The organism is Inquilinus sp. NPDC058860 (assembly GCF_042743185.1).
Taxonomy (GTDB): domain Bacteria; phylum Pseudomonadota; class Alphaproteobacteria; order DSM-16000; family Inquilinaceae; genus Inquilinus.
Genome location: NZ_JBHYMS010000023.1, coordinates 15,451 through 41,015, shown reverse-complemented (window position 1 = coordinate 41,015; position 25,565 = coordinate 15,451). Strand labels below are relative to the sequence as shown.

The following is a 25,565-nucleotide window of genomic DNA, read 5'->3' as shown; positions in this document are numbered from 1 at the left end:
AACCCGTAAAAATCACGCCATCGAATCCGGTAAATAAAACTACAAGCCGTCACAATAAATTAACTTTATGAGCAAATCCCGGCTGTGCTTGATCCCGCCCCATCGAAGACCGGATCCGATGGAGGTGGGGGATGACGATTCGTTCCGTCGCGGCGGCACTTCTGGCCGTCGCCTTGCTCGGCGCACAGCCCGGCCAGGCGCAGACGCTGGCATCCGACTCCGGGCAGCACGGCTGGCCGGGCCATGGCGGTGGGATCGGCCAGCTGCGGCTGATCGGCCAGGCGACGCTGCCGCATGGGCTGGAGTTCCAGGGCACCGTCGTCGGCGGCCTGTCCGGCCTGGACTGGGATCCGGTCAACGCCCGCTGGACGGCCTTGAGCGACGACCGCTCGGCCACCGGCCCGGCCCGCTTCTACACCCTCGCGATCGACTATGACGCGCAGTCCGTGCGCGGCATCCGGGTCACCGGCATGACGCCGCTGCGCGACAAGGCCGGGCAGACCTTCGCCCCGGGCGCGGTCGACCCCGAATCGATCCGGCGCGACCCGCTGCGCGGCATCCTGTACTGGAGCAGCGAGGGCGACGTCTCCGCCGGCATCGACCCGTCGATCAACATCGCCTCGCCGGGCGGCACTCTCCGCCGCAGCATGGACCTGCCGCGGCGCTTCAAGGTGTCGAGCGACGGCAAGAGCGGCCCGCGCAACAACCTGGTGTTCGAGGGGCTGGCGCTCTCGCGCGACGGCCGGACGCTGTTCGCCTCGATGGAAGCGCCCCTGATCCAGGATGCCGACATCCCGCCGACGCCCTCGCCCGGCCCGGTCCGGATCACGGCCTTCGACACGCTGACGGGCAAGGCCGGGCCGGAATATGTCTATGTGACCGACCCGCTGCCGGCGGGCGGCAGCGGCAGCTTCGGGGTGTCCGAGATCCTGTCCGGCTTCGGCCGCGAGCTCCTGGTCCTGGAGCGCACCTTCATCGCCGGGACCGGCAACAAGCTCCGGCTCTACGTCGCCGACCGGGCCGGCGCGACCGATGTGTCCCGGATCGACTCCCTGGCCGGAAGCCGCTGGCGCCCGATGCGCAAGACGCTGCTGCTCGATTTCGACACACTGAGCGGCGTCCGCCTCGACAATTTCGAGGCGATGGGCTGGGGCCCGCGGCTGCGCAACGGCAACCCGACCCTGGTGGTGATGTCCGACGACAATTTCAGCGCAACGCAGATCACCGAGGCCCTGGTATTCGAGCTGCACCGGCCGAAGCGGGGGGACTGACCAAGGGGAGACGCGAAGCCCATTGACGGGGACGCCGCCGTCCCCGATCCTTTCACGATGAACGCTCTCTTCAACGAATCGCTGCACATGCGACGTCGGCCGTGGCCGGTGGCGGCGGTGCTGCGCGTTGAGGAAAGGGTGTCTCCAGGGGTCTAGGCCCGGATCGTCCAGGCACCCCTCGCGTTCACCAGCCCGCCGCGGATCTCCCGGCGGGTTTTTTGTTGCCTCCCCACCGCTCACGAAAGGATCTGGGTCATGAACCCGCCCGCTTCCGGCAGGGTGCCGTATCTCCGGCTTGTACCATTGGTCGAGATCGAGCCGGCGCGCCCGGTCCGCCTCGGCCTGGGGCTGCGCCTCGTCCTCCTGGTCGAGACGCTGCGCCGCCGCCGGAGCCGTGCCCTGTCGGTCGAGCGGCTGACCGACCACGAGCGTCGCGATGTGGGGCTGCCGCCGCATCCTCCGCTCCGGGACCCGAGGGACCTGGTCCTGCGGCTGTGAATCGTAGAGCCGGTGTCGGGTTCGCCTCCGCGAACCCGGCCTACGACGGGGGCCGCCATTCCGCCGGCGGCAGGGCCGGCTCGGCGTCCGACCGGACGCCTTCCCGGGTGATCCGCCAGGCCAGCACCAGGGCCGACGCCAGAAGCGCTGCCGCCAGCCCGTAGGGCAGGCCGGGCGAATCCAGGCCCGCCGCGGGTGCGATGCCGAGCGCGAAGCTCTGGGTGAACAGCACCGGGCCGATCATGCCGGTGATGCCGCGCAGCCCCGCCAGCGCCCCCTGCAGCCGTCCCTGCTCGTCCGCCCCGACCCGGCGCGACATCAGCGCCTGCAGCGCCGGCCCGGTCAGGGCGGCCAGCGAGAACAGCGGGATCGCCGCCAGGAACAGCCAGCCGGTCCGGGCCAGGGCGGACAGGGCGAAGCCGGCGACGCCGAAGACCAGCCCCGCGGCCATCGCCCGGCGCTCGCCCAGCCGGGCCACGGCCGGGCCGATCAGGGCCGCCGACACCACCATCGACCCGGCGCCGGCCGCCGCCAGCGACAGCCCGATCGTCGCCTCGTCCCAGCCATAGCGCTGGATGGCGTAGAGCACGTAGAGGCTCGGTATGGATTCCTGTGACAGGAACATCAGCGAGGCCACGACGGCAAGGCCGAGCAGCGCCGGGCTCGCGCGCAGCAGCGTCATGGCGCCGAAGGGGCTGGCACCGGTCCAGGTGAAGCGGGCGCGCCGCTCCGGCGGCAGCGATTCCGGCAGGATCAGCAGGCCGTAGGCGGCGTTGGCGAGGCTGAGCGCCGCCGCGGCCCAGAACGGCAGCCTGGGATCGATGCCGGCCAGGAGCCCGCCCAGCGCCGGTCCGGCGATGAAGCCGAAGCCGAAGGCGGCGCCGAGCAGCCCGAACTTGGCGGCGCGCTGCTCCGGCGGCGTCACGTCGGCGACGTAGGCGAGGGCGGTCGAGGCGCTGGCGGAGGTGATGCCGGAGACCAGCCGCCCGACCAGCAGCCAGGCCAGGTTCGGGGCCAGCGCCATCAGCACGTAGTCGAGGCCGAGGCCGAGATTGGACAGGAGGATCACCGGCCGCCGCCCGAACCGGTCGGACAGCGCGCCCAGCACCGGCGCGGCCAGGAATTGCATCACCGCCCAGGCCAGGCCGAACAGCCCGGTGATCGACGCCGCCCGCGCCATGTCGCCGCCTTCGAACTCGACGATCAGCTTGGGCAGGACCGGCACCATCAGGCCGAGCGCCAGGGTGTCGAGCAGGATGGTGACGAACACGAAGGCGACTGCGGCGCGGCCCGGTCGACGCGGAGGCGGGCTGGACATCTGCATCTCTCCAAACATGAACCGGCCCTGGATTTTCCGCACCGCGACACCACGACGGTGCCGCCCACGTCCTGCTCTCGGAACGGCCAGCCGCGCCCTGCTACGGCCCGGCCTCGGCTCGAGCCGTCGTTGACCCGGCCCCGTGCGCAAAGCGCGCGACCAATCGTGGACGTGTATGCTCAAGGGGCCCGAGGCGCCCGGACAGCCCGTCCACAATTCCCATCAATATGCCGGTGAGCTTGGCGAGCTTGGCATCCTCGAGCAACGCAACGCAAAAAATCTCCCTCAAGGTCAACAAATTCAGCATGAACACGACTGGATATCGCCTGCCATATCGAAATAGAAGCTGAACGGCGTTGCGGGCGTTGTAATAGCGCCGGTACCAGGGATGATTGACCGTCATCATCTCGAACGGGCCCAGCTTATGGCGACGCAGATCCGCGAGCCGATGCGACAGCGTCAGTGCCGGGGTCGTGTATAGCGGGACGTCGCAGGTGCGTGCTCTGAAACAATATTCGATATCGACGTGATCAATAAAGAGTTTTTCGTCGAGCGGGCCGAGTTTCGCAAAGGCCTCGCGTGAAATCATGCAGCCAGAGGCGATCAGGAATGCGCAGCGCTGCGTAACGGCATTCTCATCTATTTCAACCTGCCGTAGAGAGATGCCATTGCTTTCCAGAACTGGGAGATATTCTTGAGCGACTTCTTCGAAAATCCGGGGTCCTGCCATGAAAGGCTGTGAGGCCAGCGCTGTACAAATTTCGCGCATGACTGGAAAGTAGTCCGCCGGCATTACCGAGTCCTGATCGATGAGAGAAACTGCGTCCGCGCCCCGTTCGAACTGAATCGTCAATCCACGATTGTGAGCACCGGCAATGCCGTTTTTGTTTTTTTCACTTATCAAGGTGATATTGTGTTCTTCGAACAATATCCCCAGTCGATTGTCCGGTTGCGGTGTATTGTCCACGACGACAAGGTCGTCGCAGTGTCTGCGCAACTCGACAGCCCGTGCGACTTGCTCCGCCGTCGGGTGGAATAGCACAACCACCGCCCCAAGAATTGTCATTTGGTCTCACCGTATTCGCATGTGAACCGCCGCGAGATGTCCGGCGGCTCCGATGATCTGGCCTATTCCGCCGGCTCCGGCTCGTCGCGGGCGCCGACGAAGCGGCCGAAGACGCGGCCGGACAGCCGGTTCAGGTCGTCCAGCACGGTGAACACCGCCGGCACGAACACCAGGCTCAGCACGGTCGAGGTGATCAGCCCGCCGATCACCACCGAGGCCATGGGCGACCGGAAGGCGCCGCCTTCGCCCCAGCCGATGGCCGAGGGCACCATGCCGGCGATCATCGCCACGGTGGTCATCACCACCGGCCGGGCCCGCTTGCGGCCGGCCTCCATCAGCGCCTCGGTGCGGCCGGCGCCGGCGGCGATCGCCTCGATGGCGAAATCGACCAGCAGGATCGCGTTCTTGGTGACGATGCCCAGCAGCATCAGGATGCCGATTACCACCGGCAGGCTGATCGGATAGCCGGTCACCAGCAGCGCCAGGAAGGCGCCGCCGATCGACAGCGGCAGCGACACCAGGATGGTGACCGGCTGGGCGATGTCGGCGAACAGCAGCACCAGCACCGCGAACACCATCAGCACCCCGGCGCCCATCGCCAGGGTGAAGCCGGAGAACACCTCCTGCATGATCTCGGCGTCGCCGAACGGCCGGATGCTGACGCCGGGCGGCAGGTTGCGCACGGAGGGCAGCGCCAGCACCGCGGTCATCGCCTCGCCCAGCGGCGTCTTGCCCACCAGGTCGCCCTCGATCGAGACGCGGCGCTGGCGGTCGTAGCGGTCGATGGTGGTGGCGCCCTCGCCGAAGCCGATATGGGCGACCGAGGTCAGCGGCACCTTGCCGCCGGTCGCGGTCGGCACCCGCAGCGTCTCGAAGGTGGCCAGCTTGCCGCGGGCATTCTCGGCGATCTGCACCCGGATCGGCACCTGGCGGTCGCCCGAGGAGAACTTGGCGAGGTTGGCGGAGATGTCGCCCAAAGTCGCGATCCGGACCGTCTCCGCGATCTGCGCCACCGAGACGCCCAGCGCCGCGGCCTCGGCCAGGCGCGGCACGATGCGGATCTCCGGCCGGTCGATCGCGGCGGTGGAGACGACATTGGCCAGCACCGGCACGCGGTCGCGGATCTCGCGCTCGATCGCCAGCGACGCCCGCACCAGCTCCGCCGAGTCATTGCCGGAGAGCAAAAGGGTGTATTCGCGCGCCCCGCCGGCGCTGAAGCTGAAGCGCAGGTCGGGCTCGGCGGCGAGCTTCGCCCGCATCGCGCTCTCCCACGCCTTCTGGTCCATGCCGCGCTCGGCCCGCGGCACCAGGGTCGCGACGATGGTCGCCTTGCGCACCTCGCCGCCGGCGACGTCGAGCGGGTTCGCGCCGTCGCCGCCGACCACGGCATAGACGCTCTTCACCTCCGGCTGGGCGCGGAACAGGGCCGACAGCCGGTCGGCCACGGCCTGGGTGTCCTCCAGCGTCGATCCGGGCGGCAGCTCGACCGAGAGCGAGGAGCGGGAGATGTCGTTGTTCGGCAGGAGGCCGGTCGGGAACAGGCTGGCCAGGGCGGCGGAGGCGACGAAGATGCCGAGCCCGGCGGCGATGGTGCGGCCGCGGTGCCGGATCGACCAGTCCAGCAGCCGCAGATAGATGCGCATCAGCCGGCCGTCGCGCTCCTCCTCATGCGCGTGGTCGCGCATCAGATACGCGGCCATCAGCGGCGTCACCAGCCGTGCCACCAGCAGCGAGAAGGTGACGGCGACGGCCACGGTGATGCCGAACTGCTTGAAGTACTGGCCGGCGATGCCGCCCATGAAGCTGACCGGCAGGAACACCGCGACGATGGTCATGGTGGTGGCGACCACGGCCAGGCCGATCTCGTCCGCCGCCTGGATCGCGGCGCGGTAGGGCGACTTGCCCATGCGCATGTGGCGGACGATGTTCTCGATCTCGACGATGGCGTCGTCGACCAGGATGCCGGTCGCCAGCGTGATCGCCAGCAGGCTGATCGAGTTCAGCGAGAAGCCCAGCGCCTCCATCACCGCGAAGGTCGGCAGCACCGACAGCGGGATGGCGAGGGCCGAGATGATCGTCGCCCGGAAGTCGCGCAGGAACAGGAAGACGACGATCACGGCCAGGATTGCGCCCTCGATCAGCGTCTCCATGGTCATGTCGTAATCGGCGCGGGTGTAGCGCACCAGGTTGTCGATCTCGGTGATCGACAGCTCCGGATGCTCCGCCGTCAGCTGTTGCAGCCGGGCCTGCGCGGCGTCGGCCACCACGACGTCGGAGAGGCCCTTGGCCCGGTACAGGCTGAAGGCGACGACGGGCTGGCCGTCGACCCGGGCGAAGCTCCGCGGCTCGGCACCGCCATCGGTCACGGTGGCCAGGTCCTGCAGCAGCGCCTGGCGGCCGCCGGGCAGGGCGATGCGGCGCTGTGCCAGCTCCTCCACCGTCGCCGCCCCGGCCAGGGTGCGGATCGACTGCTCCTGCACGCCGACCGTGCCGCGGCCGCCGGCCAGGTCGATGTTGCTGGCGCGCAGCTGGTCGTTGACCTCGGACGCGGTGATGCCCAGCGCCGCCAGCCGGTCGGGCCGCAGATCGACCCGGATCTCACGGTCGACGCCGCCGATGCGCTTGACCTGGGCAATGCCCGGCACGCCCTGCAGCGCCCGCACCACCGTGTCGTCGACGAACCAGGACAGCTGGTCGACGCTCATGCCCGGGATCGAGGCGGCATAGGTCAGGATCGGCAGCCCGGCGACATCGATGCGCTGGATCACCGGCTCCTCGATGCTCTGCGGCAGGGTCGAGCGGATCTTGGCCACGGCATCGCGCACGTCGTTCACCGCCCGGTCGGTCGGCGTCTCCAGCACGAACTCGACCATGACGACGGCGGCGCCGTCGGACAGGGCGGAGGTGACGTGCTTGACCCCGGTCAGCCCGGCGATGGCGTCCTCGACCGGCCGCGCCACCTGGGTCTCCAGCTCGCTCGGCGCCGCGCCGGCCTGGGCGATGGTGACCGTCACCACCGGCACGTCGATGTTCGGCATCTGGGTGACCGGCAGCGACCGGAAGCTGACCAACCCCAGCACGATCAGCACGGCGAACAGGACCAGGGGCGGGATCGGCTTGCGGATCGACCAGGCCGAGATGTTCAGCGCCATGATTTACCCCGCCGTCGCGGCGGCCACCGGCGGCGACACCGGGGCGATGCGGTCGCCGGAGCGCAGGAAGCTGCCGGCCTTCAGCACCACCGCCTCGCCCTCGGCCAGGCCGCGGCGGATCTCGACGCGGCCGTCGCCGACGAAGCCGGTCTCGACCGGCCGGCGCTCGACCACGGCGTCGCGCACCGCCTGGACATAGGCGCCCTCGGCGCTGAAGAACACCGCCGACAGCGGCACGGTCAGCGCCGGCCGGCGGCCGGTCTCGATCGACCCCTGGGCGAAGACGCCGGGTCGCAGCCCGGGCTCGGCCGGCAGGGTGACGGCGACACGGCCGAGGCGGCTGGTGGCGTCGACCGTCGGGTCGACCAGCCGCACCGTGCCGCGCACCGGCCGGTCGAAGCCGGTCAGCTGCAGCTCCGCCGGCTGGCCGACGGCGACGCGCGGCATGCCGGTCTCGGTCACCTCGGCCAGGAACTCGACCTCGCCGTCGCGGATCAGCCGGAACAGCGGCGCGCTCGACATCCCGACCACGGCGCCGATCCGGGCCTGCCGCTCCGACACCACGCCGGCCACCGGGGCCTTGATCTCGGCCCGGGCGATGCGCAGCGCGACATCGTCCCGCTGCGCCTGGGCCAGCGCCTTGTCGGCCACGGCCGAGCGCGCGGTCTCCTGGGCGGAGGCGATGCGGGCCTCGGCGACCTTGACCTCGGTCTGCCGCGCCAGCAGCTGCTCGGCCGAGGCGTTGCCGTTGGTGCGCAGCGTCTGCGTCCGCTCCAGCGAGGCCTGGGACTGGATGGCCGAGGCCTGGGCTTCGGCGATCGAGGCCTGGGCCTGCTGGATCGCGGCCTCGGCCTTGGCGATGCTGGCCTCGCTCTGGGCCAGCTGGGTGTCCAGCTGGGCGTGGTCCAGCCGGGCCAGCACCTGGCCGGCGGCGACCCGGTCGCCGACATCGGCGTCGATCGTGACGATGCGCAGCCCGTCGACCTCGGCCCCGACCAGCACCTCCTCGCGGGCCGCCAGCGTGCCGGTCACGGCCAGGGTCTCCACCACCTCATGCAGCTCCGCCCGGGCGACGGTGGTGACGGGGGCCGGGGCGGCGGGATCGCCGGCAGAACCCGGCTGTCCGACGCGGTCGGAGGCCAGGATGCGCCAGCCGCCGGCCACCACCGAAAGGCCGACCACCGCCAGAGCCAACAAGCCGAGCCGGCGAGACCGCCAGCGGGGGCGAACACCATTCATCACCGGATCTCCCGCTCAGGCCGATTTGCGGCGCTCTTGACGGGGGACCAGATCCTCCAGGATTGCGGCGATCTCGCGGCGGGCGTCGTGGCGGGCGAAATCGGCCTGCAGCGCCTGGGCCCGGCGCCGGTAGCGCGGGTCGGACAGCACGGCGCGGACCGCGTCGCGGACCTGCTCCGGCCGCGGCTGGCCGGTGCCGAGATTGATCCCGGCCCCGCTCCAGGCCACACGGGCCGCGATCTCCGGCTTCTCTTCGGTGTCGCCCGCCACCACGATCGGGACGCCGAGGCTGAGGGCGTAGCTGACCGAGCCATAGCCGCCATTGGTGACGAACACGTCGACCTTGGGCAACAGCCGATCATAGGGCACGAAGCGCTCGGCGCGCGCATTCGCCGGGATCGGCACCGGGATCGCCTCGACCGGCGGGCCGCCGGTGGTGCCGATGACCAGCGCGTCCTCGCCGGCGAGTCCGGTCAGGGTCGGGCCGATCAGCTGGCTGAAATCCTCGTTCGCCAGCGTGCCCTGGGTGGCCAGCACCACCGGCCGGCCGCCATCCAGCTCGCTCCACCAGCCGGGCGGGGCGAAGGCCTTGGTCGGCGGCGCCAGCAGGGGGCCGACGAAGCGCACCGTCTCCGGCAGATCGCTGCGCGGATATTCGAAGGATTCGCCGGTCAGCTGCAGGTAGTGGTCGGGCAGGATGATGAAGCTGTCGAAGATGAAATCCGGCAGCGGCGGACAGCCGATCGACGCCAGCGCGTCGTCGAATCCCTGCTGCATGCCGGCGCACAGGGTCTGCATGGTCCGATGCATGGCGATGTTGCGGGCCCGCCCCTCCGCGGTCGAGGAAGGTGGCAGCCCGGAACCGAAGAAGGCGGTGTCGACGCTGGTGGCCGCCAGCGCGGTGATGCCCAGCGTGACCACCGCCGGCCTGGCATGGCGCGGGCCCAGCAGCATCGGAATGGCGCCGGCGAAGACCGTGTCGCCCAGGATGGCGTCGGCCGGGAAGCCGCTCAGGATCTCCTCCAGCCCGGCCTTCTGGCCCAGCATCGCGTCGCAGACGAAATGCTTCAGGCCGACCATCATCTTCTCCGGCCCCGGCTTCGCCGCGCGGTACTCCGGGAAATGCTCGTCGACCCGGCGGTAGTCGAGATCGATCTCGCTGCGGAACGGGACGAAGCGCGCCCCGGTCGCCTCCGCCTTCTCGCGGAACGGGCTGGCGGTGTGCACGACGACCTCGTGGCCGAGGCCGACGAGATGATGGGCGATGGCGAGAAGCGGCGAGACGTGGCCGGGCAGGGCGGTCGCGGCGACGATGAAACGGGCCATATCGGATCGGGTCCTTCCGCCGGGCGGCGCTGGTGCCGCCCGGCCTTGCTGCAGGTCACTCGGCGGCGACGGGGGTCGGCTCCGGCGTCCAGGCTTCGGCCACCTCGACCGAGTCCGCGATCTTCAGGTTGCGCAGGTAGCGCTCGATCAGCTCCAGCCCGACCGGCGGGATGGTGCCGCCGAGCTCCGCCAGCCGCGCATGGGTGGCGTCGAAGGACAGGGTCGGCAGGGTGACCGAGGTGTCGTACTCGCCGAAGATCGAGAGCACGGTGGCGAGATCGTGGTCGCGGCTGTCGAGCCGGCCCAGCTGCGCCCGCTCCAGCCAGGTTCCCACCGGCAGCAGCTCGATCTGCAGCCCCAGCCGCTGCAGGATCGGCACCATGTCGCGCAGATGGACGGTGCCCTGGCTGACCAGGTGGTAGACGCCGCCCCAGGGCGCGTCGCTGCGCGCCAGCCGCAGCATCGCGCCGGCGATGTCGTCCGCCGGGGTCATCGGCAGGTGGATGTCGGGGATGGCGCCGAGGCCGGCCGAGGCCCGCACCACCCGCCAGATCATGTCGCGGTCGTTGCAGATCGCCGACAGGCGGTCGCCGGTGACCGTGCCCAACCGGTAGACCGACACCGGCAGGCCACGCGCCTGGGCCTGCCGCACCAGCGTGTCGCCGACCCATTTGCTCTGGCTGTAGCCGCCGACCAGCCCCTGCCAGCTCTCCAGCGCCGACGCCTCGGTCACCACGCCCGGGCCGCTGGCCGGGTCGATCACCGACTGGGTCGATACGTAGTGCAGGGCCTTCGGCCGGCCGCTCGCGGTCCAGCCGATCAGCGTGCGCACCGCCTCGACATTGGGCGCCCGGAGGGCGGAATAGCCCTGCATGAAGTCGATCATCGCGCCGCAATGGAAGATGGCGTCGCACTCGTCGCGGATGACGGCGATGCCGGCCGCGTCGAGGCCGAGATCCGGCTCGCCCATGTCGCCCATCAGGATCTCGATGCGGCGGTCGTCCCAAAGCTCGGACAGCTGGCGCTCCGCCAGGGTCCGGCGCAGCCGGGTCCGGGCCGCGCCCCGGCTCATCGCCCGCACCAGGCAGACGACGCGGGCGTCGGTATCGCGCAGCAGCGTGGCGAGGATCTGGCTGCCGACGAAGCCGGTGGCGCCGGTCAGGAACACCTGCCGGAACTCGACCGGCGGCAGCGCCGCCTGCGGCTGGATGCCGTCGTCGAGGCGGGCATCGGCGGCTAGGTCGTGCGAGGCGGCGGCAAGGCCGTCGCCGAGGGCCTGATCGACCTTCTCCGCCAGGCCGGCGATGGTCGAGACCTCGAACACCATCGCCAGCGGCAGGTCGACGGCGAAGGTGGCCTTCACCCGGCCGATCAGCTGCGCCACCAGCATGGAATGGCCGCCGAGCTCGAAGAAATTGTCCTCGACGCCGACCCGCTCGAGGCCGAAGGTCTCGGCCCAGATCGCGGCCAGGGTCGCCTCGGTCGGCGTCCGCGGCGCGACATGGCCGACGGCGGACTGCCGCTCCGGCGCCGGCAGCGCCTTGCGGTCCAGCTTGCCGCTCGGCGTCAGCGGCAGGGCGTCCAGCGCGGTGAAGGTGGCCGGCACCATGTAGTCGGGCAGGTGCCGCCCCAGCTCCTGCCGCAGCGCCGCCGGGTCCAGGGCCGCGCCGGTCTCCAGCACCACATAGGCGGCCAGATACTGGTCGCCCGGCCGGTCCTCGCGGGCGATCACCGCCGCCTGGGTGACGGCGGGGGTGCGGATCAGCGCCGCCTCGATCTCGCCGAGCTCGATACGGAAGCCGCGCAGCTTGACCTGGTGGTCGGCCCGGCCAAGGAAGTCGAGGGTGCCGTCCGGCCGCCAGCGCGCGATGTCGCCGGTCCGGTACATCCTGCTGCCGGGCGGGCCGTAGGGGTTGGCCACGAACCGCTCCGCCGTCAGGCCGGGCCGGTTGATGTAGCCCCGGGCGAGGTTGGCCCCGGCCAGGTACAGCTCGCCGGTGACCCCGGCGGGGACCGGCTGCAGCCCGGGGTCGAGCACGTAGAGCTGGGTGTTCCAGATCGGCCGGCCCAGCGGCACCGGCCCGGGCTCGGCGTCGCGGCGGCACTCCCAATAGGTCACGTCGACCGCCGCCTCGGTCGGCCCGTACAGGTTGTGCAGCGGCACCGGCAGCGTCTTGTGGAACTGGGTCTGCAGGTCCTCGGGCAGGGCCTCGCCGCTGCAGAAGACGCGCCGCAGCCCGGTGCAGCCCGCCGCCTCCGGCTCCTGCAGGAAGGCGCGCAGCATCGAGGGCACGAAATGGAGGGTGGTGATCCGCTCGTCGCGGATCAGCCGGGCCAGGTAGGCCGGGTCGCGGTGCCCGCCGGGCCGGGCGACCACCAGGGTGGCGCCCTGGATCAGCGGCCAGAAGAACTCCCAGACCGAGACGTCGAAGCTGGATGGCGTCTTCTGCAGCACCCGGTCGTCGGCCGCCAGGCCGTATTCGCCCTGCATCCAGCGCAGCCGGTTGACGATGGCGCCGTGCGGCACGGCCACGCCCTTCGGCCGGCCGGTCGACCCCGAGGTGTAGATCACATAGGCGGGGTGCAGCGGCTCCAGCCCGCCGGCCTCGAGGCCGGTCGGGTCGGCCGCGGCGAGCTCGGCCTCCGTCTGCGCCGCGTCGACAACCAAGCGGTCGGCGTCGTCCGGCACCACCCAGGCGAAATCCCGGTTGGTCACCACCGTCACCGGCCGGGCATCGCCGAGCATGAAGGCGATCCGGTCCAGCGGATAATCGGGGTCGATCGGCAGATAGGCGGCGCCGGTCTTGAGGATGGCCAGCAGCCCGACGACCAGCTCGACCGACCGCGGCAGCGCGACGGCGACGATCCGCTCCGGCCCGGCGCCGCGCGCGGCCAGCAGCCGGGCCAGACGGTTGGCGCGGGCGTCCAGCTCGGCATAGCTCAGCGCATCCTGCTCGAACACCAGCGCGGTCGCGTCCGGCGACGTCCGGGCCTGGGCGTCGAGCAGTGCGCTCAGCGTGTCGGGCTCGACCGGCCGGTCGGTCCGGTTCCAGTCGACCAGGATCCGCCGCCGCTCCTCCGGGGCCAGGATGTCGATCCCGCCGATGGCCTGGCCGGGATCGGCCAGCATCGCCTGCGCCAGGCGCAGCAGCTGCTCGCGGTGGCCGGCCAGCTCCTCGGCCGTGTACAGCGCCGAATTGGCGTCGAAGTCGATGCACAGGCCCTTGTCGTCGCCGCGGTCGTAGATGAACACGCCGAGATTGTTGGTCGACCCGTTCGACAGGTTCTGCGGCGTCATCGGCAGGCCGCCGAAGCGCAGGTCGTAGTCGAAGGGCTCGATGTTCACCAGCATGGTGAACAGCTGCTGGTTGTTCGGCAGCAGGTTCAGGTCGCGGCGCAGGTCCTCGTAGCGGTACTGCTGGTGCCGCAGGCATTGGCGGACCTCGGTGCCGACCTGGCGGATCACGTCCTGCATGCTCAGGCCCGGGTCCATCCGCAGCCGCAGCGGCACGGCGTTGGCCAGCATCGACGGGGTGCGCCGCATCCGGGCGTTGGCGCGTGCGGTGACGGTCAGGCCGACGATCAGGTCCTCGGCCCCGGTCACGCGGTAGAGATAGGCGGTGGTCAGCGCGATCAGGATCTGCGGCAGGCTGGCGCCCGTGGACTGCGCCAGGGCACGCAGCGACGCCACCAGCCCGGGCGCCATGAAGGACCGGTCGCGCAGCAGGCTGCCGGCCGCCAGGCGGCGGTGGGACAGGGTGATCGGCGACGGCGTGTCGGCGAAGCGCTCCATCCAGTATTCGCGGTCGCGCTGGAACCGGTTGGAGGCGCGATAGCCGGCCTCTTCGTCCAGAATCTCCGCCAGTCTGCCGAACGCGGTTTCGTCCGTCGGCGTGCGGCCCTCGACCAGCGCGGTGTACAGCTCCGCCACCCGGCGGGTGCACAGCCCGCCGGACAGGCCGTCCATCAGCAGGTGGTGGACACGGTGGTACCAGATGAAGACATCGTCCGCGATCTTGAGGACGGCGGAGTACCACAGCTCGTCGGTCAGCGGGTTCAGCGGCCGGTCATGATCCGCCTTCATCCACCGGCCGGCGGCATCCCGCGGGTCCGCCTCGGCGCTGAAGTCGACGAAGGGGATGTCGCCGCCGTATTCGTGCCGGATCACCTGCCGCGGGCCGTCGCTGCCCTCGACGAAGCGGACGCGCAGCGCCTCGGCCTCCCGCGTCAGCTGCCACAGCGCCGCCTGCATCAGGCCGACATCGAGCGGTCCGTGGATCTCGATCGCCTCGGCCAGGTTGAATTCGATCTCGGGCATGAACTTCTGCGCCAGCCACATGCCCGTCTGGGCCGTCGTCAGGGGCAGCGAGACGCTGCCGAAATCGATGCTGTCCATGGCTCAACTCGCTCGCAGGATAATGGGGGCGGCGGCCGTCACCGGCCGGCCAGCGATCTCGGCCGCAGATCGGTCCAATGGGTGTCGATATGGTCCTGGCAGGACGGGCGGGCGGCGTCGCGCAGCACCGCGGTCCAGCCGTCCGGGACCGGGATGAAGGCCGGCCACAGCGAATGCTGGCCGTCGTCGTTGACCAGGACATGGAAACGGCCGTTCGGATCGTCGAAAACGCTGGTCACATCCAGGCTCCCCTATGCCGGCGCAAACTGCCGAAGGACTCGGATCGAGAATTCGTCAAGGCCCGGCGGCCGGGCCGGTGGCTTCGGTAATGGTCGCGATCCCGCACGCCGCCTCGCTCCGCTGTGCCGGTCCGGCGCACTATTGGCGTGCACGGGACCGGCAACGCAGCCCAATGAGTCCTAACCGCGCGAAGCTTGGTTGGAATCGAAAGCTATCGTGAGCTGTATAGGTTTACAGGTTTTGTTCAGGCGCAGATGATGATGTCATGCATCATTCCTCTGGCGATCGCTTGTGACAGTGTTGCGACACCGAATTTGTGCTTCGCGTTCTCCGTGTGGAACACCACCGTGCGCCGGCTGATCCGCATGATCTCGGCGATGTCCGACGCGCTCTTGCCCTTGGCCGCCCATTGCAGACAGTCGATCTCCCGCGGCGTCAGCGCCGGCCGCGCCTGCGGCTCGGGCCGCTCGTCCTGACGCAGCCGGGCATGCAGATGCAGCGCCACCAGGTGCAGGGCGTGCTGGTGCCGGTCGACGCAGTGCTGGAAGTCCGGCTCGGCGCCGAACTCGGCCAGGGTCAGGCTGGACGCCCGGCCCTGGCGGTCGTGGATCGGGATGGTGACGCCACGCCGGATGCCCGCCTCCGCCGCCTCGTCCAGGAAGGACTTCAGCCGGCGCGTGATCGGCTCGCGCAGAGATTTGAAGGACTCGAGCGTCCAGGAGAACGGCAGCATGGTTCCGACCGCCCGCGCGATCACCGGGTCGATCCGGTCGTAGCGGTTCTCGACATAGCGCTCGGCCCAATCCACGGGATAGGTCGTCAGCATCAACGGCACGCCGTCTTCCCCCGACGGGAAGCTGACATACGCGAAGTGTCTCAGCCCATAGCCCCTGATCGTCTGCTCCAGCAGGTCCCCGATCGCCTGCCGGCCGCAGCTCGGCAGATGTAAGATGAAATTCTGAAAAATTTGATCCATTTGCCCCTCGCCGCATCGTGCTTTACCTGGGGATCCCCCCTTTCTTGAAAATTTTATTGATTATTTTTAAGCTTTTTTGCGCCTCATTACAGTCATGGCGGTTGAGTGCATCGTATTTCTATCGGCCGATGCCGCAAAGAAGATTCGCATAAGGCCGTATGGGCCGCCGTCTGCGGCAAGCCGCCGCGGTGCCGGCCTGTCGCCTGGTGGCGCCCGGATCGCGACGCGAAGCCCGGCCGGGTCAGCCGAAGACTCGGCTGGCACGTCCAAAATCCCAGTCAATCTGCATAACATAGCAGGTATACTTGACGGATTTGAGTGATAGGAATGCTGTCTGTCAGCCGATTTCTGCACATCGGCCGATCCGCTGCCGGGCAGGATGCGGTTTTCCTGGATAGATTCTTTCTGTCTTCGGAAAAGAATCTCTCCTGTGTCCGGTTGTTTTGGCCAAGTCCAGACGGCGACGGCAACCCCAATGCAGATCCTTCCTTCACACAGGAGACGTTCATGAGCGGCATCCTTGATCTGACCGGCCTTCTCGGCGGCCTGCTGCACGATGTCGGCGACGTGGTCGGCGGCGCGGTCGCCGGCGTCGGCAGCACCGTCGGCACGGCGGTGGGCGGGACCGGCGAGATCGTCGGCGGCGTGCTGACCGAGGTCGGCGGCATCGTCGGCGATGCGGTGGGCGACGTGGTCGGCGGCGCCACCTCCGCCGTCGGTTCGGTGCTGGAAGGCACCCAGTCGGCGGTCGGCGACATCGTCGGCGGCGTGGGCGACGCGGTCGGCCATGTGGCGGACGGCGTCGGCGACGCGCTGGGCAGCGTGCTCGGCGGCCTGTTCGGCCACATCGACTTCAATCTCTGAGTCCGAGTCCCCAGGCCGGGGCAGGCTGGTCCTGTCCCGGTCTCTCGGATTCTCAGCGGAAGGGGCGGCTCAGATAGGGCGACCCGGCCAGGCCGAAGCGCCAGGGAGTCGCGGCGCCGCGGGTGATGCCGATGCGCGGCCCGGCCACGACCGGCACCGTGTCGGCCTGCGGCAGCAGGCGGAACGGCGGCGCGTCCAGCGCCAGCCCGTCCATCGCCCCGGTGATGCCCAGCGCCTGGGCCAGCCGTCCGGGCCCGGCGCAGAGGAGGCGCGGCTCGTCCAGCCCGCGCCGCGTGCGCATCGCCTCGATCCCTTCGGTCGGCGCCAGGGCGCGGATCAGCACGGCGCTGCCCGGCCGGGCGGCGTCGCACACCAGATTCAGGCACCAGTGCAGCCCGTAGGAGCGGTAGACATAGGCGTGGCCGACCGGCCCGAACATCGCGGCGTTGCGCGGGTTCGGCCCGGCGAAGCTGTGCGAGGCCGGGTCCGTCGGATCATAGGCCTCGGTCTCGACCACCACGCCGCCGGCGCCGTCGACCAGCAGCACCGCGCCGATCAGGGCCCGGGCGACGGAAGGCGCGTCCGCGGCGAAGGCGGTGCGATCGAGCGGCACGGGGGCGGGCATATCGGGCATCCGGCCTCTCTCCGCGACAGCGATGCCGGGCGCAAGCGGAATCCGCCGGCTTGGCGGGACCCGGACGGCTGCTCTATGGTCGGGCCTTTCCGAGCCAGGTGACCCGATGGACCAGCACGCCGAACCGAAGCCCGCCATCCCGCCCGAGCTGGCGGAGCTGCGCAGCAGCATCGACAACATCGACGCGGCCCTCGTCCATCTGCTGGCCGAACGCTTCAAATGCACCCAGAAGGTCGGGCGGCTGAAGGCGACCGTCGGCCTGCCGCCGGCCGATCCGGGGCGCGAGGCGGCGCAGATCGCGCGGCTGCGCCGGCTGGCCGAGGACTCGCATCTCGACCCCGACTTCGCCGAGAAGTTCCTGGCCTTCATCGTCGCCGAGGTGATCCGCCACCACGAGGCCATCCGCGACGGCGCCCGGGACTGAGGCCTCAACGACAGGTGCCAAACCAGCCGACGTCCAGATGCAGATGGTCGCGGTGGGCGGCGTTGTAGTCGGGTGACAGCACCACGTCGAAGATCCGGCAGGCGCGGTCGCGCAGGCGGTGCAGGAAGCGCGCCTCCGGCCCGCCGCCGGGCCAGTCCCGGGCCACGGTGATCCGCCGCCCGTCGGCCAGCCGCACCGCGGCGAGATCGATGGCGTCGGCGGTGGCGTGGCGGCTGCGCCGGCCCTCCGCCCGGTGATTGACGTTGCGGCAGGCATAGGTGCCGAGATGCTCGACGGCCGCAACCCTCTGGCCGAAGGCGTCCTCCGCCGCCGGCTGCAGCGCGTGCCGCTCGAACAGGGCGAAGGCGACGGCGAGGCGGCAGGAGGCGACGAAGCCGCGGTCGAGGGCGACGCCGGCGCGCGAGACCGCGACCGCGTTCTCGACAGCGCAGCCGGGCGCCTCCTCCCGGTCGGGCACCGGGCGGGTGCTCAGCCCCGAGGTCGCCAGCACCGCCCGGCACAGATCCGGATCGGCCTTGACCCGCGCCAGCTTCAGGCCGGTCAGCAGGTTGGGCGGGTCGCGCAGGTCCAGCGGCGCCCAGGGATTCCAGCGGGCCGGCACGGCGATGTCGCCGCGCCACAGCAGGCCGACGGCGAGGGCGGCGAGGAGCAGGACGGCGAGGGCCAGGATCCGGCGGCGCATCGCCGATCATATCGGTCCGGCCCGGCTTGCCGGCCAGACCCGGCCGACCCAGATCAGTGAAGGCCGCCATCCGACCAGGCCATCACCCCGGCCGTCTCCAAGGAGTCTCTGTATGCCCACCCATCCCGCGATCCGGGCCGGCCGCGTCGCCGTCGTCACCGGGGCCGCCGGCGGCATCGGCCTCGCCGCCGCCAGGCGCTTCGCCTCGATCGGCCTTAAGGTCGTGCTCGCCGATCTGCCCGGCGAGGCGCTCGACCGTGCCGCGGGCGAGGTGGCGGAGCTCGCCGCCGGCGGCGCGCCGGACATCCGCGCCGTGCCGACCGACGTGTCGCAGCCGGAGGAGGTCGAGCGGCTGCGCGACGAGGCCTATGGCCGCTTTGGCGAGGTCGCGGTGCTGATGAACAACGCCGGCATCGGCCAGGGCGGCGGGCCGTGGGAGCATTACGACCGCTGGCGCCGGGTGCTCGACGTCAATCTCTACGGCGTGATCCACGGCGTGCAGATCTTCGCCCCGGCGATGATCGCCCAGGGCGGCGACGGGCTGATCGTCAACACCGGCTCGAAGCAGGGCATCACCACCCCGCCGGGCGACACCGCCTACAACGTCTCCAAGGCCGGGGTGAAGGTGCTGACCGAGGGGCTGGCGCATGCGCTGCGCGAGACCGAAGGCTGCCGCATCACCGCCCATCTCCTGATCCCGGGCTACACCTTCACCGGCATCACCGCCCGCGGCGCCGCCGAGAAGCCGGCGGCGGCCTGGACCGCCGAGCAGGTGGCCGAGTTCATGCTCGACGGTCTCGGCCGCGGCGACTTCTACATCCTCTGCCCCGACAACGACGTCACCCGGGCGATGGACGAGAAGCGCATCCGCTGGGCGGCGGAGGACATCATCCGCAACCGCCCGGCCCTGTCGCGCTGGCACCCGGACCACAAGGACGAGTTCGCCGCCCATATGGCGCGGCCCGACTGACCCGATGCCGTCGGTCGATCGCATTCGCGGCAATTTTTGCGCTATTTACTTGCGCGTCTAAGTAGGCCGGAAGGATTCGTATTGCACCTATAGGTAATCCATTATAAGACTTAAGTCCCAGTCTGGTCCCATATCAGGCATTTCATCGTCCTCCGCATTCTTTATCGGGGACCAGGCTGGGGCCGTTTCCGGTCTCTCAGCCCGAAAGCCCGGGCCGGTCCAGCTGCACCGGCTTGCTCATATACACGGTGGTGCCTTCCAGGAACGGCTCCTCCCGGTCCACGGCGAAGCCGGCGCTGGCGTAGAGGTCGACATTCCCGGCGAAGCGCGGATTGGTGTAGAGCCGCAGCAGCGGCCGCCCCAGCTCGGCCGCCAGCGCCTCGGCATGGGCCAGGAGGCGCCTGCCGTGGCCGCGGCGCTGGGCGTGGGGCGAGACCGCCAGGTTCTTGATCAGCAGATGGTCGCCGCGATCGATGATCTCGATCAGAGCGATCAGGTCGTCGCCCTCGAGCAGCAGGTCGATCCGGTGCTCGCGCACGGCCTGGTCGTAATCGGCGGTCATCGGCTTCGGCTCGCGGCCGATCACGGGCACCCATTTGGCGTAGGCGGCGCGGGTCAGCGCCCGGACAGCCGGGGCGTCGTCGGCGGCGGCCCGGCGGATCCGGGGCTCGGTCGTCGGCTGATGGACCTGCGGGTCGAGGGCGGGCTGGCTCATGGTCTGCGTTCCTTCGGGGGGCAGGGCGGCCGGCAAGAAAAAACCCGCCGGTCGGGGACGGCGGGTTGCGGTGGTCGGGATCCGGTTGGGATCAGCCGGGACGGGTCCCGGCGGCTCCCCCGCCTCTCCCGGCGCACCGCGCCGCCCCGGTCGCCCGAGGGCGACCACGTCTAGTGGCGGCGCCCAGCGCCGCGGGCGCCGAAGGGCGACGTCGTCTGGCGCTGGTGGTAGCTCGGGTGAAGCGGGTCATGCTGAGATGATCGGGTCTCAGGCGGTCGCCGTCAACGTCCGTGGTGTTACAGCCCGCCGCGCCGCGACCGCGGCGGCCAGCCGCTCCAGCACCGCGACCGACTCGTCCCAGCCGATGCAGCCGTCGGTGATGCTCTGGCCGTAGACCAGCGGCCGGCCGGGCACCAGGTCCTGCCGCCCGGCGACCAGGTGGCTCTCGACCATGACGCCGACGATGCGGCCGTCGCCGCCCTCGACCTGGCGCGCCACGTCGTCGACCACCTTCGGCTGGTTCTCCGGCTTCTTGCTGCTGTTAGCGTGGCTGGCGTCGATCATCACCGCCGGCCGCAGCCCGGCCTTGGCCAGCTCGGCGCAGGCGGCCTCGACGCTGGCGGCGTCGTGGTTCGGCGCCTTGCCGCCGCGCAGGATGATGTGCGCGTCCTCGTTGCCGGCGGTCGAGGCGATGGCCGAACGGCCGCTCTTGGTCACCGCCATGAAATGATGCGGCTGCGAGGCCGAGCCGACGGCATCGACCGCGATCTTCACATTGCCGTCGGTTCCGTTCTTGAAGCCGACCGGGCAGGACAGGCCGGACGCCATCTCGCGATGGATCTGGCTCTCGGTGGTGCGGGCGCCGATCGCGCCCCAGCCGACCAGGTCGGCGATGTATTGCGGCGTGGTCATGTCCAGGAACTCGCAGGCCGCCGGCAGGCCCAGCCGGTTGACCTCCAGCAGCAGGCCGCGCGCCAGCCGCAGCCCCTTGTCGATCCGGAAGCTGCCGTCCAGGTCAGGGTCGTTGATCAGCCCCTTCCAGCCCACCGTGGTGCGCGGCTTCTCGAAATAGACCCGCATGATGATCTCGAGCTCGCCGCCCAGGCGCCGGCGCAGCGGCTGCAGCCGGCGGGCATACTCCAGCGCCGCCGCGGGGTCGTGGATCGAGCAGGGGCCGATCACCACCGCCAGGCGGTCGTCGGTCCCATGCAGGATGCCGTGCAGGGCGCGTCGGGATTCGGTGACGGTGCGGGTGGCCACGGCATCGCGCGGCAGCTCCTGCATCACCTCGGCGGGTGTGCTCAGCTCCTTGATCTCGCGGATACGCAGGTCGTCGGTGGTCTTCAACACGGCTTGGGCTCCTGGGTTCACCCCGCCGGCGGCAACAAAAAAGCCGCCAGGGGATCTGGCGGCTCTCGGGTCTCTCGTCGATCGATCTTCAGATCACGCGCACCCTCGCTCCGCCGCTGGCAGCGGGTAGCTAAAGTACCAAAAGTAGGTCGCGCGGACGAAGCTCATGCCCTGCATATAAGCCGGGATTGCGGCTTTGTCACGGCCGTTGTTTCGGGAATCGTCGCATCCGGCGGCCGCGGCATTCGGAATGTTGCGACGATCATGCCGGGCCGGAACCGCGGCGGTGCCCGTGGGTTTTTCCGGCGCGTCGATCGGAAGGGCTTGAGCCCGGCCGTCCGGCGCGTCAGAACGGCATGTGCCGTCGCGACCTGGAAGCGGAGCCCCGTCGATGAAACCCGTCCGAGCCCTTCTCCCCATCCTCGCCGCCGCCCTGCTCTCGTCCGCCGCCCTGGCCCCCATGGCGCTGGCGCAGTCGACCCCGCGCTACGCCCCCTGGCAGCCGCCGCAGCAGGACCGGAGCAAGGCGCTGCTCGACGACCTGTCGCGGATGGTCGGCCAGGCCGAACGGGACAAGGCGGCCAGCCCGGACTTCATCGCCGACCTGAAGGGGCTGGTGCAGCGCTACTCGGCCTCGACCGCCCCCGCGGAGCCGCCGGTCCCGGCCCAGCCGCCGGCCGCCTCCACCCAGCCGCCGGCCGCGGCGCCCGCTCCGGCCCCGGCTCCGGCCACGCCGGCGCAGCCCGCCTCGCTCGCCGGCACCCGGGTGTTCAGCGACGATTTCAGCGACGGCAACTACACCGCCAACCCGGCCTGGACCTCGCTGCAGGGCACCTGGTCGGTCGACAGGAACGGCCTGCACAGCGACACCAAGGCGGCCAACGGGCAGCAGGGCGGGGTCGCGGCGATCGCGCTGCAGCAGGGGCTGAAGAACAATTTCGGGCTCGAGTTCGAGCTGACCGACATCGCCAACCAGGGCCAGTTCGAGATCCGGGTCTATCAGGGCACGTCGAAGGATTCCGGCTACCGGCTGGTCTATCTGCCGTCCAACAGCCCGGTCTTCGCGCTGTACCGCGCCGGGCGCTCGGGCATCACCCAGGTGGCGCAGACCACCAACACCGCGCCGCTGCGCCGGGGCGACCGCACCCGCCTGACCTGGACCCGCGACGCCGCCGGCCGGATGGTGGTGGCGCTCGACGGCAAGACCGTGATCGAGGCCAGCGACAACGGATTCCGCGACGGCTGGAACGGCGTGATGCTGGTCAATTTCGGCGGCGACTTCGCCCTGCGCTCGGTCCAGGGCGTGAACTGACTGGGCCTCAATTCGACTGGCGGCGCAGGATCGGGGCCACCCGGTCGCGCAGCCAGGCGGCGCCGGGGTCGCGGTCGGTCTGGGCCGACCACACCATCGCCACCGCCGGCAGCCGCAGCTCCAGGGGCAGCGGCAGCGGGCTCAGCGTCAGCCCGAATCGCGGGCCGTAGCGCCGGGCCATGCGCGCCGGCAGGGTGGCCAGCACCGGCGCCTCGGCCGCGGTCGACAGCACGGTCATGAACTCGGACGACGCCATCACCACGTTCAGGCCGGCGCCGACCCGGCCCAGCGCCTCGTCGAGGCAGCCCTGCAGCAGGTTGTTCAGCGTCACCAGCGCGTGGCCGGTCGCGAGATAGGCGTCGAGGTCGACCGGCGGGTCCAGCGGCAGCAGCTCCCGGTTGAAGCAGCAGGCCAGCGCCTGGTCGTACAGCGCGACGCCGCGATGCCGGGTGGCGCCGTGGTCGAAGCAGCCCACCGCCAAGTCGATCTCGCCGTCGTCCAGCAGCCGGTGCACCTCCTCCCGGAACACCGGCCGGCCGATCACCCGGATGCCGGGGGCGCAGCGGCGCAGCTCCGCCGTCAGGTCCGGCATCAGCAGCAGCTCCAGCTCGCTGGAGAAGCCCAGGCGGAAGATCCGGTCCTGGGTCTCGGGGTCGAAGCCGTCCTCGGCGCGCAGCACCTCCTGCATCTGCAGCAGGGCCTGGCGGATGCGCGGCGCCAGGGCGCGGGCCTTGGCGGTCGGCTGCATCGCCTGGCCGACGCGCACGAACAGCTCGTCCTGCAGCAGCACCCGCAAGGTCGACAGGCTGTGGCTCATCGCCGGCTGCTGCACCTTCAGCCGGGTGGCGGCGCGGGTGACCGTCCGCTCCTGCATCAGCGCGTCGAAGGCGACCAGCAGGTTCAGGTCGAAGGATCGAAGATCGAAATGATCGATGGAGCCCATGAGGCGGATCGATTTGATTGCTGATCCCGCGCACCTTAGCTCTGGGGCCGGCGCCGTCAAGCGGCGGCGCGCCCACAGCGGAGACGGCCCATGGGCTCCCCCAGCTTTCGCATCGGCGACGCCACGATCACGCGGATCGACGAGATCCCGCTGGCCCACGGCTCGCCGGCCGAGCTCTATCCCGATATCGATCCGGAGGCCGCCGACCGGCACCGCGGCCGCGTCTCGCCCGGCTCGCTGCACCCGGAGACCGGGGCGATCAGCCTCGGCATCCACAGCTGGCTGGTGCGCACGCCGCACCACACCATCCTGATCGACACCGCCACCGGCAACGGCAAGGAGCGGCCGACGGTGCCGCTGATGCACCGGCTCGACGTGCCCTACCTGCAGCGCCTGGCGGCGGCCGGGGTGCGGCCGGAGGATGTCGACCACGTCCTGATCACCCATGTCCATGCCGACCATGTCGGCTGGAACACCCGGCTGGTCGACGGCCGCTGGGTGCCGACCTTCCCGAACGCCCGCCACCATGTCTCGTCGGTCGAGCAGCGCTACGGCGAAAGCCTGACCGACCCGTCGGCCGGCGGCTTCCGTCCCGACCCGGCGCTCGGCACGCCGCGGCACCCGCCGCTCGACGGCGTCTACCAGGACAGCGTCCGGCCGGTGCTCGACGCCGGGCTGGCCGATCTGGTCTCGGTCGACGGCGGCGAGGTGCTGGACGGCATCTCCTTCCACCCGGCCCCGGGCCACAGCATCGACCACGCCGTGATCCGCCTGCGCTCGCGCGGCGAGGAGGCGCTGTTCGCCGGCGACGTCATGCACCACCCGCTGCAGGTCTGCGAGCCCGGCTGGAACTCCCGCTACTGCGAGTTCCCGGAGCCGGCGCGCGCCTCCCGCCGCTGGCTGCTGGAGCAGGCGGCCGAGAGCGGCGCCCTCGTCCTGCCCGGCCATTTCGCCGAGAGCTCCGCCGGCCGCGTCACCCGCCGCGGCGACCGCTTCGACTGGACCTTCGCCTGACCGGAATCGAGATCATGACATCGACCAGCAACACCCCGGCCGAGATCGCGGTCGAAGACCTGATGATCCCGAGCGACACGCCGGGCATCGACCTGCACATCCGCAACAAGCGGCCGGCCGGGATGCGCGATTTCTCGCCGGAGCGCAGCATCGTGATGATGCACGGCGCCACCTATTCCTCCGGCACCCTGTTCGACGTGCCGGTCGGCGGCTTCTCCTTCATGGACTGGCTGGCCGGCCGCGGCTACGACGTCCATGCCGTGGACGTCCGCGGCACCGGCGGCTCGACCCGGCCGCCGGAGATGGACCGGCCGCCGGAGGAGAACCCGCCCCTCGGCCGGACCGAGACCGGGGTGCGCGACTTCTCGGCTGCGGTCGACTTCGTGCTGCGGCGGCGCGGCCTCGAGCGGACCAGTATCGTCGCCATGTCCTGGGGCGGCTCGGTCGCCGGCGCCTACACCAGCCGCAACAATGCGAAGGTGGCGAAGCTGGCCCTGGTCGCGCCGCAATGGCTGAACCCCGGCCAGGCGCGGATCGATCCGGGCGGCCCGCTCGGCGCCTGGCGCCGGATCCCGGTGCTGCAGGGCAAGGCGCGCTGGCTGGAGGGGGCGCCGGAGGCCAGGCGCGACGGGCTGATCCCCGAAGGCTGGTTCGAGACCTGGGCCGAAGCGGCGCTGGCCACCGACCCCGAGGGCCGGCTCCAGTCGCCGCCGACCATGCGCGCCGGCACCGGCCCGATCCTCGACACGCGGGAATACTGGGGCGCCGGGCGGCCGTTCTACGAGCCGGGCACCATCACCGTGCCGGTGCTGCTGGTTCATGCCGAATGGGACCTGGACGTGCCGCTCGGCGTTGTCCAGGACTACTTCACCCGCCTCACCGGCGCGCCGTACCGTCGCTGGGTCGAGATCGGCGAGGGCACGCACATGGTGCTGATGGAGAAGAACCGGCTGCAGGCCTTCCGCGCGATCGGGGATTTCCTGGATGAGGAGTGCGTGCCGGAGGGGTAAGAGGGGCAGTTCATACGTCCCTCGGATGTCGCTCGCGTTGGGGGGACCCCCCCGGGGGGGGGGGCAACCCCGGAGGCGGTGTGGGCCGCGGCAACCCCAGTGCCCAACCCCCCCCCCCCCCCCCCCCCCCGCGGCCCCCGCCCG

21 protein-coding genes are annotated in these 25,565 nt (G+C 70.7%); 8 read left to right on the top strand and 13 right to left on the bottom strand.

All coding sequences use genetic code 11. The features are described from left to right. The first annotated feature begins 131 nt into the window (after window positions 1–131). Entirely contained in the window at window positions 132–1,271 is a 1,140-nt protein-coding gene (locus ACFW16_RS17420) for an esterase-like activity of phytase family protein (RefSeq protein ID WP_380307197.1), read from the top strand. 303 nt (window positions 1,272–1,574) lie between these two features. Beyond that, window positions 1,575–1,769 (top strand): hypothetical protein, encoded by a 195-nt coding sequence (locus tag ACFW16_RS17415; protein ID WP_380307195.1) that lies wholly within the window; start codon window positions 1,575–1,577, stop codon window positions 1,767–1,769. Window positions 1,770–1,809: 40 nt separating this feature from the next. Here ACFW16_RS17415 and ACFW16_RS17410 read toward each other — a convergent pair whose 3' ends face one another. The 8 genes from ACFW16_RS17410 to ACFW16_RS17375 all read right to left on the bottom strand — a co-directional run bounded on the left by ACFW16_RS17410 (window position 1,810) and on the right by ACFW16_RS17375 (window position 15,482). Then, window positions 1,810–3,087, bottom strand: a complete 1,278-nt coding sequence (locus ACFW16_RS17410) for a TCR/Tet family MFS transporter (protein ID WP_380307194.1) — start codon at window positions 3,085–3,087, stop codon at window positions 1,810–1,812. Window positions 3,088–3,187: 100 nt separating this feature from the next. Next, a complete protein-coding gene (locus ACFW16_RS17405; RefSeq protein WP_380307192.1) occupies window positions 3,188–4,153 on the bottom strand; it encodes a glycosyltransferase family 2 protein in 966 nt (321 codons plus the stop codon). A gap of 62 nt (window positions 4,154–4,215) precedes the next feature. Next, window positions 4,216–7,305, bottom strand: a complete 3,090-nt coding sequence (locus tag ACFW16_RS17400) for an efflux RND transporter permease subunit (protein WP_380307190.1) — start codon at window positions 7,303–7,305, stop codon at window positions 4,216–4,218. A gap of 3 nt (window positions 7,306–7,308) precedes the next feature. After that, the gene (locus ACFW16_RS17395) at window positions 7,309–8,544 is read right to left on the bottom strand and encodes an efflux RND transporter periplasmic adaptor subunit (RefSeq protein ID WP_380307188.1); all 1,236 of its coding nucleotides are present in this window, start codon (window positions 8,542–8,544) and stop codon (window positions 7,309–7,311) included. Window positions 8,545–8,559: 15 nt separating this feature from the next. Further along, complete coding sequence (locus ACFW16_RS17390) at window positions 8,560–9,870, bottom strand: glycosyltransferase (RefSeq protein WP_380307186.1); 1,311 nt, start codon at window positions 9,868–9,870, stop codon at window positions 8,560–8,562. Window positions 9,871–9,925: 55 nt separating this feature from the next. Continuing rightward, window positions 9,926–14,266, bottom strand: coding sequence for an amino acid adenylation domain-containing protein (locus ACFW16_RS17385; protein WP_380307184.1), 4,341 nt, complete (start codon window positions 14,264–14,266; stop codon window positions 9,926–9,928). 38 nt (window positions 14,267–14,304) lie between these two features. Next, on the bottom strand, window positions 14,305–14,505 hold the full coding sequence (locus ACFW16_RS17380; RefSeq protein WP_380307182.1) for an MbtH family protein: 201 nt from the start codon (window positions 14,503–14,505) through the stop codon (window positions 14,305–14,307). A 245-nt stretch (window positions 14,506–14,750) separates the two neighbouring features. Beyond that, window positions 14,751–15,482 carry a LuxR family transcriptional regulator gene (locus ACFW16_RS17375; protein ID WP_380307180.1) on the bottom strand — a complete coding sequence of 244 codons (732 nt, stop codon included), beginning with the start codon at window positions 15,480–15,482 and terminating at the stop codon, window positions 14,751–14,753. Between the two features lie 507 nt (window positions 15,483–15,989). On the opposite strand from ACFW16_RS17375, the gene ACFW16_RS17370 reads away from it, so the two are divergent. Beyond that, on the top strand, window positions 15,990–16,346 hold the full coding sequence (locus ACFW16_RS17370; RefSeq protein WP_380307178.1) for a hypothetical protein: 357 nt from the start codon (window positions 15,990–15,992) through the stop codon (window positions 16,344–16,346). Between the two features lie 52 nt (window positions 16,347–16,398). On the opposite strand, the gene ACFW16_RS17365 is transcribed toward ACFW16_RS17370, so the two are convergent. After that, on the bottom strand, window positions 16,399–16,980 hold the full coding sequence (locus ACFW16_RS17365; protein ID WP_380307176.1) for a DNA-3-methyladenine glycosylase: 582 nt from the start codon (window positions 16,978–16,980) through the stop codon (window positions 16,399–16,401). A 106-nt stretch (window positions 16,981–17,086) separates the two neighbouring features. Here ACFW16_RS17365 and ACFW16_RS17360 point away from each other — a divergent pair, with 106 nt between their 5' ends. Next, a complete protein-coding gene (locus ACFW16_RS17360; protein ID WP_380307174.1) occupies window positions 17,087–17,404 on the top strand; it encodes a chorismate mutase in 318 nt (105 codons plus the stop codon). Window positions 17,405–17,408: 4 nt separating this feature from the next. On the opposite strand, the gene ACFW16_RS17355 is transcribed toward ACFW16_RS17360, so the two are convergent. Then, complete coding sequence (locus ACFW16_RS17355) at window positions 17,409–18,107, bottom strand: extensin family protein (protein WP_380307172.1); 699 nt, start codon at window positions 18,105–18,107, stop codon at window positions 17,409–17,411. Window positions 18,108–18,219: 112 nt separating this feature from the next. Between ACFW16_RS17355 and ACFW16_RS17350 the strand changes: the two genes are divergently transcribed. Continuing rightward, window positions 18,220–19,077: an SDR family NAD(P)-dependent oxidoreductase gene (locus ACFW16_RS17350; protein WP_380307170.1), complete on the top strand. Its 858-nt coding sequence runs from the start codon at window positions 18,220–18,222 to the stop codon at window positions 19,075–19,077. Window positions 19,078–19,273: 196 nt separating this feature from the next. Here the strand turns inward: ACFW16_RS17350 and ACFW16_RS17345 are convergent, their stop codons facing one another. Continuing rightward, complete coding sequence (locus ACFW16_RS17345) at window positions 19,274–19,792, bottom strand: GNAT family N-acetyltransferase (RefSeq protein WP_380307168.1); 519 nt, start codon at window positions 19,790–19,792, stop codon at window positions 19,274–19,276. Window positions 19,793–20,059: 267 nt separating this feature from the next. Continuing rightward, window positions 20,060–21,142 (bottom strand): 3-deoxy-7-phosphoheptulonate synthase, encoded by a 1,083-nt coding sequence (locus ACFW16_RS17340; RefSeq protein ID WP_380307166.1) that lies wholly within the window; start codon window positions 21,140–21,142, stop codon window positions 20,060–20,062. A gap of 391 nt (window positions 21,143–21,533) precedes the next feature. Between ACFW16_RS17340 and ACFW16_RS17335 the strand changes: the two genes are divergently transcribed. Continuing rightward, on the top strand, window positions 21,534–22,454 hold the full coding sequence (locus ACFW16_RS17335; protein ID WP_380307164.1) for a hypothetical protein: 921 nt from the start codon (window positions 21,534–21,536) through the stop codon (window positions 22,452–22,454). A 7-nt stretch (window positions 22,455–22,461) separates the two neighbouring features. Here ACFW16_RS17335 and ACFW16_RS17330 read toward each other — a convergent pair whose 3' ends face one another. Next, window positions 22,462–23,397 carry a LysR substrate-binding domain-containing protein gene (locus ACFW16_RS17330; RefSeq protein WP_380307162.1) on the bottom strand — a complete coding sequence of 312 codons (936 nt, stop codon included), beginning with the start codon at window positions 23,395–23,397 and terminating at the stop codon, window positions 22,462–22,464. Between the two features lie 90 nt (window positions 23,398–23,487). On the opposite strand from ACFW16_RS17330, the gene ACFW16_RS17325 reads away from it, so the two are divergent. Both ACFW16_RS17325 and ACFW16_RS17320 read left to right on the top strand, forming a co-directional pair. Further along, window positions 23,488–24,411, top strand: coding sequence for an MBL fold metallo-hydrolase (locus ACFW16_RS17325; RefSeq protein ID WP_380307160.1), 924 nt, complete (start codon window positions 23,488–23,490; stop codon window positions 24,409–24,411). Window positions 24,412–24,425: 14 nt separating this feature from the next. Further along, window positions 24,426–25,421 carry an alpha/beta hydrolase gene (locus ACFW16_RS17320; RefSeq protein ID WP_380307158.1) on the top strand — a complete coding sequence of 332 codons (996 nt, stop codon included), beginning with the start codon at window positions 24,426–24,428 and terminating at the stop codon, window positions 25,419–25,421. Window positions 25,422–25,565: the final 144 nt, after the last annotated feature.

Bases quoted from the DNA above. Each gene is read 5' to 3' on its own strand.
- ACFW16_RS17420 (WP_380307197.1), top strand. From the start codon at position 132: ATGACGATTCGTTCCGTCGCGGCGGCACTTCTGGCCGTCGCCTTGCTC.
- ACFW16_RS17410 (WP_380307194.1), bottom strand. From the start codon at position 3,087: ATGTCCAGCCCGCCTCCGCGTCGACCGGGCCGCGCCGCAGTCGCCTTC.
- ACFW16_RS17405 (WP_380307192.1), bottom strand. From the start codon at position 4,153: ATGACAATTCTTGGGGCGGTGGTTGTGCTATTCCACCCGACGGCGGAG.
- ACFW16_RS17400 (WP_380307190.1), bottom strand. From the start codon at position 7,305: ATGGCGCTGAACATCTCGGCCTGGTCGATCCGCAAGCCGATCCCGCCC.
- ACFW16_RS17395 (WP_380307188.1), bottom strand. From the start codon at position 8,544: ATGAATGGTGTTCGCCCCCGCTGGCGGTCTCGCCGGCTCGGCTTGTTG.
- ACFW16_RS17390 (WP_380307186.1), bottom strand. From the start codon at position 9,870: ATGGCCCGTTTCATCGTCGCCGCGACCGCCCTGCCCGGCCACGTCTCG.
- ACFW16_RS17385 (WP_380307184.1), bottom strand. From the start codon at position 14,266: ATGGACAGCATCGATTTCGGCAGCGTCTCGCTGCCCCTGACGACGGCC.
- ACFW16_RS17375 (WP_380307180.1), bottom strand. From the start codon at position 15,482: ATGGATCAAATTTTTCAGAATTTCATCTTACATCTGCCGAGCTGCGGC.
- ACFW16_RS17370 (WP_380307178.1), top strand. From the start codon at position 15,990: ATGAGCGGCATCCTTGATCTGACCGGCCTTCTCGGCGGCCTGCTGCAC.
- ACFW16_RS17365 (WP_380307176.1), bottom strand. From the start codon at position 16,980: ATGCCCGATATGCCCGCCCCCGTGCCGCTCGATCGCACCGCCTTCGCC.
- ACFW16_RS17360 (WP_380307174.1), top strand. From the start codon at position 17,087: ATGGACCAGCACGCCGAACCGAAGCCCGCCATCCCGCCCGAGCTGGCG.
- ACFW16_RS17355 (WP_380307172.1), bottom strand. From the start codon at position 18,107: ATGCGCCGCCGGATCCTGGCCCTCGCCGTCCTGCTCCTCGCCGCCCTC.
- ACFW16_RS17350 (WP_380307170.1), top strand. From the start codon at position 18,220: ATGCCCACCCATCCCGCGATCCGGGCCGGCCGCGTCGCCGTCGTCACC.
- ACFW16_RS17345 (WP_380307168.1), bottom strand. From the start codon at position 19,792: ATGAGCCAGCCCGCCCTCGACCCGCAGGTCCATCAGCCGACGACCGAG.
- ACFW16_RS17335 (WP_380307164.1), top strand. From the start codon at position 21,534: ATGAAACCCGTCCGAGCCCTTCTCCCCATCCTCGCCGCCGCCCTGCTC.
- ACFW16_RS17330 (WP_380307162.1), bottom strand. From the start codon at position 23,397: ATGGGCTCCATCGATCATTTCGATCTTCGATCCTTCGACCTGAACCTG.
- ACFW16_RS17325 (WP_380307160.1), top strand. From the start codon at position 23,488: ATGGGCTCCCCCAGCTTTCGCATCGGCGACGCCACGATCACGCGGATC.
- ACFW16_RS17320 (WP_380307158.1), top strand. From the start codon at position 24,426: ATGACATCGACCAGCAACACCCCGGCCGAGATCGCGGTCGAAGACCTG.